We start from the raw sequence: 10561 nt of genomic DNA, 5'->3' as shown, positions 1-10561 counted from the left end.
TGGGTCGGGTTGACCTTGCCCGGCATGATCGAGCTGCCCGGCTCGTTCGCCGGCAGCGAAAGTTCGCCGAGGCCCGAACGTGGGCCGGAGCCCAGGAAGCGGATATCGTTGGCGATCTTGGTGAGGGCCACGGCGAGCGTGTTGAGTGCGCCCGAGAAGAAGACGAGCCCGTCCTTCGCCGCCAGCTGCTCGAACTTGTTCGGCGCAGGTTTGAATTTGAGTCTCGTAATATCTGACAATGCTTGAGCCATATCTTCGGCCCAGCCGCTCGGTGCATTCAGACCCGTTCCGACCGCAGTTCCACCAATCGCAAGATACAGCAGATCTTCGCCCGCAATATCCACTCGGTTGCGGCACGATGCCAATTGCGCTGCATAGCCGGAAAATTCCTGACCCAGCGTAAGTGGGGTTGCATCCTGTGTGTGGGTGCGGCCTATTTTGACCAGATGTTTCCACTTCTCGGCCTTCACGGTCAAAGAATCAGTAAGTTTATCGAGGGTGGGAAGAAGTTGGTCTCTTAACGCGAGCAGCGTGGCGATGTGCAGCGCGGTCGGGAAGCTGTCGTTCGAGCTTTGCGACATGTTGACGTGGTCGTTGGGGTGGACGGGCTCCTTGCCGCCGCGCGTTCCCGCCAGCGCCTCGTTGGCGATGCCCGCGATCACCTCGTTGACGTTCATGTTGGTCTGCGTGCCGCTGCCCGTCTGGAAGATCGTCAGCGGGAATTCGCCGTCGAACTCGCCATTGCGGATCTTCGTCGCGGCGTCGTCGATGGCGTCGGCGACCTTGCCGTCGAGCCCGTGCTTGCGGTTGGTCCGTGCCGCCGCCTGCTTCACCGCGGCCTGTGCATGGACGATGCCGATCGGCATCCGTTCGTGCGGCGGGAAGGGAAAGTTCTGCAGGCTCCGCTGCGTCTGCGCGCCCCAATAGGCGTCGGCGGCGACTTCGATCGGGCCGATGGAATCGGTTTCGGTGCGGGTTTCGGTGGTCATCGTGATTCGTCTTTCCCCTTAGTCAGGCGGGCGGGAGGACGAATGTCACTTCTTCCGCTTGAAATCCACCGCGACGACGTTCGATCCGTCCTCGATCGGTTCGGCTTCGGGCGGGTCGTTTTCGGCATGGTCGGCCGTTTCGGGACCGCCGCCCTCGCTGAGCGCCTGGAACTGGAGCGCGAAATTGACGGCGGGATCGACGAAGCCGGTGATCGCGGCGAAGGGGATGATCAGCGTCTGCGGCATCTCGTTGAAGCTCAGGCCGACCGAAAAGCCTTCCTCGGTCACCGTCAGGTCCCAGAAACGCTTTTGCAGCACGATCGTCATCTCGTCGGGAAAGCGCTCGATGAGGTGATTGGGCACGTCGACGCCCGGCGCCTGCGTCTTGAAGGTGATGTAGAAATGGTGCTGGCCGGGAAGGTCCTCGGCATCGCTGACCTCGCTGAGCACGCGGCCGACGACCGCGCGCAGCGCCTCCTGGACGATCTCGTCATAGGGAATCAGGCTGTCGGGCGGCGTTTCCGTCATACCCGACAGGTGGACGCGCGGACGGCGGGGGTCAAGAAGGCTTGTTGGCGTCTTTTGCGTCGTGCCCGGCGACCGGGCCGATGGGCTGGACATCTTCGCGTGGCTGCACGCAGCGGCAACGGTGACCGGTCACTATTCGAAATAGTCTCAGACCGGTCGTGGTGTGGCCCATGCATATCATGGCCCGACATCACCGAACCAGCCCTGCACCTGTGAGTCATGGTTATCAGCGAGGCCGTTCGGCGCGGGGCGAAGGTCTGTCGGGAGTCCGATGGGCTGGTCCAATCTTCATCTCGAGTAGCGTAACCGGAGAAATGCCGGACGAATTCCCGGTGATTTGTCGGCGAGTGAGCTGCTTTTAGAAGGGATATCCGCCATCTTCTCTAATCGTTTTCAGAGATCAGCGCGAAAGATTGCAGCGTAACCGAAACCGGTACTTCGTTGACTGAAATCACATGGAGCTTCGGCACCGTGCGGCGAATAAAGGCTTGAAGCTGGCGCCGGATTTCGGGACCGCAGAGCAGCACCGGCGACAAACCGCTGGAGAGCATGTTTTCGGTTTCGCCGGCGAGTTTGCGCAACAATGTTTCGGCGATCGACGGATCGATGATGAAGCCGGTCGAGGCGTCGTTCCGTTGCACCGCCGCACCGATCTTCGCTTCCAGCCGGGGGGCCAGGCTGATCACGGACAATGCTTCGCCGTCGCCGCGCAGCCGATGGCAGATCGTGTGTGCGATGCGCGTGCGGACGAGTTCGGTCAGTTCGGCGGGATCCTTCGTCTGTCGGCCGACATCGACAAGCGCTTCGGCGATCTGGTCGATGTTGCGGATCGACACATTCTCGGCGAGCAGATTGCGCAGCACCTGCTGTACGTCGGACACGGTCATCAGATTGGGGATCAATTCCTCGATCAGTCCGGGTTGGCGGTTGCGGACCTCTTCGAGCAGCTCGACGACATGGTTGCGCGACAGCAGCAACGGCATTTCCCGTTTGAGCAACTGGCCGAGATGCGTGATCAGCACGGTCACCGGATCAACCAGCGTGTATCCCGACGCAGCGGCGCGATCGCGTTCGGCATCGTCGATCCAGACGGCGGGCAGGCCGAAAGCCGGATCGGTGGTCGCGGCGCCCTTTGGCTCTTCATTCGCCTTGTCGCCGCGAATGGCGAGCGTACGATCGGGGTAGAGCGTCGCGCCGCCATGATGCGCCCCGAACAGTTCGATGCGATAGCTGTCGGAATCGAGTTGCGGCGCGTCCCTGACGAAATGGCCGATCCTCATCCTGCTCGCTCTGCCCTTCGCGCTCTGGTTCGGGTCACGGCAGCGCGCGCGAAGCGGAGCGGCCCGGTGAACCGCTCGGCGAGGAAGACGCACAAGCACTTGCCGACGGCGCGGTCAGCCCGATTGCCGTCCTGCTCGGTTCGTCGATCAGCGAATCCTGGCAGGGCATGAAGGCGATCCTGGGCGAACGGATGGCCGAGCTGCGCACCCAGACGTCGCAGGAGCGGGGCTTTGAACTCCCGCCCGTCACTCTGACTCCAAGGCAAGCTCAACACTATCCTTTCTTTGAAAGAAATGGTGGAATTATCGTAGGCAATGTAGGTGAAGCTATTGGTTTACCGGCGGGCACGCGAATCTCGCCGGCAGCAGTTACGCAAATTGATGGACCATCGATTATTGACGGGGCCTGGTGGGGAAGATGAAGCAACCGAATCGGACATTGGCCGATGCACTAAACCCATTTTTTGAGAAGCATGGATTCAAATTTATCAAATCTAGAAATTGTTTTATCCGGAAAAATCCCGCTGGCTTTGATAAATTTGGGTGGTCAACATATTCTTTGCCAACGGGCCCTAAATGGCAAGCCGGTTATTTTGAAGGCTATTATGGAATCGGGTTGCGGAATGATGCTGTCGAGACCGTGAGTCGTGTCACCATGCCAATCCATGGAGCTGACAACCAACGCTACGCTTTCACTATCTATCGAGCGATGGGCTTTCAAGGAGACTATTTTTCGTTTGATCCGTCCCGTGACCGTGGATTGTGCCTGCGGTTCGACCATCTGGAAGAAGATGTTGAAGAGACGGCTATTCGCATTGAATCAATGATGACCAACGATGGTTTTGAGTGGTATGAGCGGTATTCGGATCCCGTCACGCTCTCACAAGACTTGAATGCGAATTTCGATTTCCTGTCTCCCAATGCGTTGGTCAATAACCCACAGTTTTTGCCTTTGGTTGCGGTTTCCGCCGCTTGTGTGGCCGAACCGGAACGGGTCCAGACTTTGATCGGGTCGTGGCTGAAAGCGGCAAAGGAGCGCGACGAACGGTTTGCGGATGATGGTCAGGCAATGGCCCCAGAATTTGAGAAGAAATTCGGTATGATCGTTCAACGTGCGCGAGAAATCGGATACGAGGTTGCGTATGGTTAGGACTGCTGGAATCCTGGATTAGCCCGCCCGCGCCCGTCTTCACCGCCGACTTCGATCTCAACTATGCGCCGGTCAACCCCGCAACGCCGGGCGATGCGGCAACGCGCTAAACGGTGCGGTCGGGCGAGACGCTGGCGAGCATCGCGGGCGGACTGTGGGGCGATGCGGGGCTGTGGTACAAGATCGCCCAGGCGAACGGGCTGACCGGCATCGACGCCAACAGCGCGCTCGCCGCCGGCAGCACGCTCACCATCCCCAACATCGTCACCAACGTCCACAACAATAGCGGCACGTTCCAGGTCTACGACCCCGCGCAAGCCCTGGGCGACACCAGGCCCGACGCCATCGCGCCGCCCATCGACGATGGCGGGCAGTGTGCGGTCATCGGCCAGATCCTGATCGTCGCGGTCACGGTCGCGGTGACGTCGGCGCTGGCGGGCCCGCTGGGCAATATCGTCGGCAGCCAGGTGATCGGCGGCGCGCTGGCGGGCGCGGCGGGCAGCATCGCGGGACAGGGGTTCGGCGTGGCGACGGGCCTGCAGGAGAAGTTCAGCTTCAAACAGGTCGGGCTCGCGGCGATTGCGGGCGGCGTATCGGGCGGGCTCTCCGAACTAACCAGGCCGGGCAATCTGCTCGGCGGCGCGGGCGCGTTTGCCCGGGCGGCGAGCGATGCGGCGCGCGGGGTGATCGCCAGCGTGGCGAGCCAGGGCATCGGCGTGGCGACGGGGCTGCAGGACCGGTTCAGCTGGAGCAGTGTCGCGGCGGCAGGCATCGGCGCGGCGGCAGGCGGCTATGCCGGATCGCGGATCGGCGGGACCGGGCTTCCGGCCGAGATCGGCCGCAGCCTCGCCTCTGGCACTGCCGACGCCATCGCCCAGGCCGCGACGCGCACAGCACTCTCCGGCGCCAGCTTCGGCGACAATCTGCTGGCGAGCATGCCCAGCGTCATCGGCAACACGGTCGGCCAGACGATCAGCATGCAGATATCGGGCGGCAGCGCAAGCGCCTATGCCGCCGACCGGCGCGCGATCATTGAGGGCAAGGCCTTCGCTCGCGACTTCACCATCGCCAACAAGATCTTCGAGGCTGATATGCAGGCCAGCGGCACCGTGGACATCAACCTCGCCGACGGCGCGAGCGATTTCATGGCCGATTGGACCGCCGAGTGGCGAAGGATGGAGCGTGTCGCGGACATGCAGATTGCGGCCCTATCGGACGAACTCGGCGTTCGTATCGATGGCCCGGCGACGCTAGCCGGTATCCTGCCGGAGCGGATTGCGCGGCTTGCTCCCGCTGGGGCTGGATTGACGGAACTCGGCGCAAGTCACTTCACGCTGGAATCGGGCAACCGGTACGGGACATCGGCGGACGGCGCAGGGAGACTGACGGACTATGTGTTCGATGCGGCCACGGCTTATGAAACTGGCGCGTTCATCTCCGGATGGCGGGGGCTGTTCGACCCGACCAACCTCAACACCCGTATCGCCAGCCAGCTTCTGAGCGAGGTCGGCGGGGACGATGTCTTGCGGAAAGGAGTAGCAGCGCTGCTTCTCTATTCGCGCAATGCCGATGGCTATGAGATCGGCAACATCGTTGCGCCGGAAGTCGACCACTTCAACAGCCAACTCGGCCTCCCGCAACTCGAGCTTGCATCCGATCCTACCGGGTTCGGCATGCTCGACAGATATCCGCTCTTTACCGACCGCGACATCAGCCGTGTTCGGCTTTCTATGGCCGCCGATGCCTATCGCGATTTTCAAACCCATATGAGCGGTTATGAAAATCACTCAAGCGAGTGGTTCAGGCGCCGGGGAGCGCAGCTACGGCGAGAGGCGACCGACGCCGGATTTGTGCGTTCCGCCTTCGCCTTCGCGAACCGGGGCACCGCCCGTGATATCCGTCAAGAGCAGTATGCCGCCAATGTCGCACGCGAGAACACGCGATTGGGAATGGCGCTTGGTGCCGGGCCGGCGTTGGGCAGTCTGCCGACAACCATCGGCGGTAGTCTCATTACTGCTTACGGGGTAGGCCAGCTTGGCTATAATTCCTACCAGAACGGTACCGTCCCGTCGTCATTCGATATCGCAATGGTTCTGCCTGGTGCGAAACCAGTCCGCGCGATCGATGAAGTCGTTGATGTCGGGCGTGCAGCTAGCGGATTATACGGCTCACGTGATGTGGCAACAGACGGTATTGTCTATCTTCGAGTGGATCGTTCGGGAAATCTCGCAGACTATGTTGGTCGAACGACGGAGGCGAACCGGATTGCTAGGGAAGCCGCGCACAACAGGGCTCATCCAAATTCCCGATTTGAATTTTTTGAAATCGAAAGTGGTATACTGCGGGGTCGCCAGCTAGATATTGCCGAGCACAATGCGATTCAGGAAATCACCGATGGGGTTGCCGCGCGACATTCATCAGCTGTTTCGAATCAAAGGGATCCTGTTGGGCCGCTCCGTCGGCCGGAATTTGGGTTGCCGGAGCCAAGATGAATGGAGATTTTATGGCGGTTAAGCCAAGTGCGGGGGATGTCTTTTTTATCCCATTGAATGACCACTTAGGCGTTGGTGGGCAAGTTATTTCTATCCGAGAGGAAGAAGAGCTATACATAGCTGTTATGGGTGAATTAATAGAAAAAAATATAAATGATATTGGAATTATAATTGACCAAGAACCAATATTACTTACTTTAACATTCGACGCCAAGATTTATAATGAAGACTGGCCAATTTTGGGAAATTATATTGAAAATTTGAAATTTTATCCTGATCTAGCTTTCAAAATAAAACACACGGGGATTATGAGTGTCCAGTCAAGAGATAAGACATTTATACGCCCAGCGAAGGCAGATGAGCTAGATGAATTGGAGTATAGATCAATTGCGTCTCCGCAGATTATAGAAGACATAATTCGATCATATTTATACAATTCCGATTGGAATGAAGATTACGAAAAAAGACTGGCAAAATATGCTTATAGATCATCGAGATTAATTAATTTAATATCTTGAGATAAAGTATATAATTGCCATCAGAGGCGGTGTCGAAATGCGCCGTGTTCTTAACGCATTGTTTTGGCTTTTCCGTTTTATCAAAATGCCCAAGTCATAGCGGCAATTATGAATTACGGTGGCAGCCGCGGGCCTGTCGGCGGGCGCGACCGGGGCGACGGGACGCGCGCTCCACGATCCCTCCGGCGCGATCCCGGGCATGACCGGCGCCATCGCCAACGCCGCCACCCGCACCGCCCTCTCCGGCGGCGCCTTCGCCGACAACCTGTTCGCGAGCATACCGGATGTCATCGGGAATACCATCGGCAGCACCATCGCTCAGGGCATAGCAGCGGCCTCCGCGCAATCCGCACGAGAGGGAGATTTTGGGGATGTGCAGCTAAGCGGGCATCCGATGCTCTCCTGGTTCGGTGGCATATCCATCGATGATATCACCGCCGCCTATTACGAGACGTTGGGCGAATATCATCGCGAACATCCGATCGTCGTGACCGGTGCGCGGATGAGCGAAGGCGAGATGGCCTTCTACGATTCCAACCATGAGGCCTATGCCTGGGCGCGGCGGCTCGGCCTGACAGGCGTGTTCCGCGAGCATGGCGTCTGGGACGCACTGGCAGATTATCAGCGATCGCCGGTCGGCAGCAACGTGCTTTCCCTGGTCGGACGGGTCCGCTCGATTTCATCAACCGACTGGCTTCGGACGGTGATGCCGCGCACGCCGGATGGCGTCCGCGCACCGGTGACGGCGCCGGCCAACGCGCAAAGCAATGGCTGGGACGGGTTCTGGCTCGGCCAACTGGAAGCCAATCAGCGCCATGCGGGATCCTATGTCCAGACCCGGCAGGGCATCGACCATCACCTAGGCATTTTGAACTACGATCCACTTGCTCAGGGCGCGTTGTTTGCATATGACGTTACGACCGGGATGTCGCTGGGCGGCTCCGACACGATCTCATCGATAGCCTATGCGTTTGGCGACCCCGCCGGCCGGATCGCGCAGCCGGTCGCCGACGCCATCGACTATCTGATCGATACCACGCCGGCGCAGGGATGGCGCGATTTCAGCGGCTTGGCCGCGCGCGAATGGCGCGACGGCGCGGACTGGCTCCGGGACAGCAATTATATTGAGCGGCGCATCCTTGCCGGCCGTGTCGGAGGCGCCGGCGGCGCAGGTGCGATCATTGCCCGCGGCGTAATCGGCCGAGCCTTTCGCGGCGCCAATGAGCGGTTTGAGGGAGCTGGGACAACCGTGCATGTCGCTGATCGTGTAATCGTGGATCTAGATCTCAGGTCGACCAGCCTTTCGTTCGACACGCCTCATCTAGGTGGTTTTGAGCGCACGGCTGGCACCCTTCAGGCAAATGCTGGCCCAGTACGATTTGCAACTCCGCAGGGAGCGACACTTGAGGAGATAGCGCAAATTCAAGCATATGTATCCAATAGCAACAACGCCTCTCTAGCAGGGTCACTTTCGCCAACGGGACGTGTCAGCACAGAGGGCGCACTTCGAATTGAGGCATCACGCCAGGCGGCGCTGGAACGAGCGCGGGCGGAGGCGGCTGGCGCTCCCTACATTGGCCATGCGGGACACGTTCCTGACACGACTTGGACCGGCAACCCTCGGCCTCATTCCTGGATGGACTTAACACCGCGTGTGAACTCTAGCTTGGGTGGTCAAGCAGCTAGATACCCGGTAGGATATCGACCGACCATGTTCATCTTTGAGTGAGCAAATGAAACAAAATTTGAAAGCCTCGATTGTAAAAATCGTTGGGTGGAAACAGCTTGCTCATGAGTGTGACAAGCTTAACGCTCTTCCTTGGTATCTTCCCAAAGTTGCCGCGACCGGAGCTCAGATTGTCGAGGCGGAGAGGTGTATGGGAAAGCCATTCTCTGCTCCCTATCGTGAATTCTTGACTCTGGCCAACGGCTGGAAAGGTTTTATTGTCTCCACAGACCTGTTCGGGACAGAAGATTTCCAAAGTGGGCGCGCACTGGCTGTCAGAAATAGACCGGATGTGCAAGAATATATGTCCTCGCTTGAACTTGCCGAACGAGATGTAATACCTATTGGTGCTTCCGATGCTGACATGGACGTCTTTTTACTTATTTCGGAGAGCTCTCCCGAACGCCAAGGGGAAGTGCTCTGGCTTGCTGGATTTGAAATAGACAAATTTAAGGATTTTCAAGACTTCTTTGAATCTATGGTTAATTACAATGCTGATTTAGCAAAGAATATGAAATTATAAAAATAAAAGGTGTAAAATCTGATATTTCGACGAAACACAAATACAATGACATCGCGATAAATTTCCTGCATTTGCAATAACTCCAATATCTGGAATTACGGTGACAGTTTACTAAATGCACAAAATGCTGGAGGGATTGGGGATGGCGCGTCTGGCTCGTCTTGTGCTGCCCGGTCTGCCGCATCATGTGACCCAGCGTGGCAACCGGCGTATGCAGACCTTTTTCGAAGACGAAGACTATGCGCTGTACAAGCATTTGCTGTGCGAGGCGGCAGCGAAGGCGGGCTCCGAAATCTGGTGCTATTGCCTGATGCCCAACCATGTCCACATCATCATGGTGCCGTCGCATGAGGATGGCCTGTGCGCGACCTTTGCCGACGCGCACCGGCGCTACACCGGGGCGATCAACGCCCGTCTGCGGGAAACCGGGCATTTGTGGCAAGGCCGCTATGGTTCGGTGGTGATGGATGAGGCGCATCTTGCCCATGCGGTGCGCTATGTGGCGCTCAATCCGGTGCGGGCGCGGCTCGTGGGTCGGGCCGAAGAATGGCAATGGTCGAGCGTGAGGGCGCATCTTGACGAAGAGGATGACGGCCTGGTGAGCGTGGCTGCGATCAGGAAGCGGTACGGCAGGTTCCGTGAATTTCTGGGGGACGGCGAACTGCCGGAAGCGGCCTACCGTGCGCTGCGGCAATCGGAGACGACCGGGCGGCCGCTGGGTAGCGAGCAGTGGCTGGAAGAGCTGGAGAAGCAAACGGGCCGGCGGATCCGGCCGCGCAAGAGAGGGCCCAAACCGAAAACCGACAATAATTCGTATATTTAGCAAACTGTCACCGTAATTGCGGTCACCGTAATTGCGGAACCACCGCGTCACTTGCGCGTAGCAGAACTGTCATGCTCAACGATCCGATCCAGTTCGGCCCGCTCGCCTGGGATATCCTGTTGAGGCTCGGCCTTGCGGCGATCGTCGGGATGGCGCTCGGCTGGGATCGGGAGCGGCACGGTGTCGATGCCGGGCTACGCACCCACGGGATCATCTGCCTGTCCGCCGCCGTGGTGACGGTGACGGCGCTGCTGCTCTGGAACCAGCTCGGCGGCGTCGAATCGCGGCTCGATCCCTTGCGCGTGATCGAGGGGATGGCAGCGGCGGTCGGCATCGTCGCGGCGGGGCTGATCATCGTCAAGGGCGGCGACGTCAAGAACCTGACCAGCGCCGCGCATATCTGGCTGACCGTAACGATCGGCATCGCCTGCGGTGCGGGATACTGGCCGGTCGTGGCGATCGGCGGCGGGCTGGCGCTGCTGATGCTCGTCGTGCTGAAGGCTGTCGAGCGGCATATCGGGCCGGATTGATC

At 59.1% G+C, this 10561-nt stretch carries 11 protein-coding genes; 8 read left to right on the top strand and 3 right to left on the bottom strand.

What is annotated here, in order from left to right:
- From Q0139_RS00205 to Q0139_RS00195, 3 genes are all read right to left on the bottom strand, one after another.
- A partial coding sequence (locus Q0139_RS00205) for a class II fumarate hydratase (RefSeq protein WP_298015785.1) occupies positions 1-989 on the bottom strand: 989 nt, incomplete at its 3' end.
- A 45-nt stretch (positions 990-1034) separates the two neighbouring features.
- Positions 1035-1517, bottom strand: coding sequence for an SspB family protein (locus Q0139_RS00200; RefSeq protein ID WP_298015787.1), 483 nt, complete (start codon positions 1515-1517; stop codon positions 1035-1037).
- A 383-nt stretch (positions 1518-1900) separates the two neighbouring features.
- Positions 1901-2797 (bottom strand): FHIPEP family type III secretion protein, encoded by an 897-nt coding sequence (locus Q0139_RS00195; RefSeq protein WP_298015783.1) that lies wholly within the window; start codon positions 2795-2797, stop codon positions 1901-1903.
- A gap of 167 nt (positions 2798-2964) precedes the next feature.
- Between Q0139_RS00195 and Q0139_RS00190 the strand changes: the two genes are divergently transcribed.
- The 8 genes from Q0139_RS00190 (at position 2965) to Q0139_RS00155 (ending at position 10559) form a co-directional block, all read left to right on the top strand.
- A complete protein-coding gene (locus Q0139_RS00190; RefSeq protein ID WP_298015781.1) occupies positions 2965-3219 on the top strand; it encodes a hypothetical protein in 255 nt (84 codons plus the stop codon).
- A 17-nt stretch (positions 3220-3236) separates the two neighbouring features.
- Positions 3237-3947, top strand: coding sequence for a hypothetical protein (locus Q0139_RS00185; protein ID WP_298015779.1), 711 nt, complete (start codon positions 3237-3239; stop codon positions 3945-3947).
- 113 nt (positions 3948-4060) lie between these two features.
- A complete protein-coding gene (locus tag Q0139_RS00180) occupies positions 4061-6439 on the top strand; it encodes a LysM peptidoglycan-binding domain-containing protein (protein ID WP_298015777.1) in 2379 nt (792 codons plus the stop codon).
- Positions 6436-6957, top strand: coding sequence for a hypothetical protein (locus Q0139_RS00175; protein ID WP_298015775.1), 522 nt, complete (start codon positions 6436-6438; stop codon positions 6955-6957). Before Q0139_RS00180 ends, Q0139_RS00175 begins: the two co-directional genes overlap by 4 nt.
- A gap of 199 nt (positions 6958-7156) precedes the next feature.
- Positions 7157-8686 carry a hypothetical protein gene (locus Q0139_RS00170; protein ID WP_298015773.1) on the top strand — a complete coding sequence of 510 codons (1530 nt, stop codon included), beginning with the start codon at positions 7157-7159 and terminating at the stop codon, positions 8684-8686.
- Between the two features lie 4 nt (positions 8687-8690).
- Positions 8691-9206: an SMI1/KNR4 family protein gene (locus Q0139_RS00165; RefSeq protein WP_298015772.1), complete on the top strand. Its 516-nt coding sequence runs from the start codon at positions 8691-8693 to the stop codon at positions 9204-9206.
- Positions 9207-9330: 124 nt separating this feature from the next.
- A complete protein-coding gene (locus tag Q0139_RS00160) occupies positions 9331-10029 on the top strand; it encodes a transposase (protein ID WP_298015769.1) in 699 nt (232 codons plus the stop codon).
- Between the two features lie 71 nt (positions 10030-10100).
- Positions 10101-10559, top strand: coding sequence for an MgtC/SapB family protein (locus Q0139_RS00155; protein ID WP_298015767.1), 459 nt, complete (start codon positions 10101-10103; stop codon positions 10557-10559).
- Positions 10560-10561: the final 2 nt, after the last annotated feature.

Source organism: uncultured Parasphingopyxis sp. (assembly GCF_937129435.1).
GTDB lineage: Bacteria > Pseudomonadota > Alphaproteobacteria > Sphingomonadales > Sphingomonadaceae > Parasphingopyxis.
The sequence above is the reverse complement of the archived record's forward strand: the minus strand, read 5'-3'. Positions and strand labels throughout refer to the sequence as shown.

Coding starts and splice junctions, on each gene's coding strand:
- Q0139_RS00155 (WP_298015767.1), top strand. CDS start 10,101: ATGCTCAACGATCCGATCCAGTTCGGCCCGCTCGCCTGGGATATCCTG.
- Q0139_RS00175 (WP_298015775.1), top strand. CDS start 6,436: ATGAATGGAGATTTTATGGCGGTTAAGCCAAGTGCGGGGGATGTCTTT.
- Q0139_RS00165 (WP_298015772.1), top strand. CDS start 8,691: ATGAAACAAAATTTGAAAGCCTCGATTGTAAAAATCGTTGGGTGGAAA.
- Q0139_RS00160 (WP_298015769.1), top strand. CDS start 9,331: ATGCTGGAGGGATTGGGGATGGCGCGTCTGGCTCGTCTTGTGCTGCCC.
- Q0139_RS00200 (WP_298015787.1), bottom strand. CDS start 1,517: ATGACGGAAACGCCGCCCGACAGCCTGATTCCCTATGACGAGATCGTC.
- Q0139_RS00170 (WP_298015773.1), top strand. CDS start 7,157: ATGACCGGCGCCATCGCCAACGCCGCCACCCGCACCGCCCTCTCCGGC.
- Q0139_RS00190 (WP_298015781.1), top strand. CDS start 2,965: ATGAAGGCGATCCTGGGCGAACGGATGGCCGAGCTGCGCACCCAGACG.
- Q0139_RS00195 (WP_298015783.1), bottom strand. CDS start 2,797: ATGAGGATCGGCCATTTCGTCAGGGACGCGCCGCAACTCGATTCCGAC.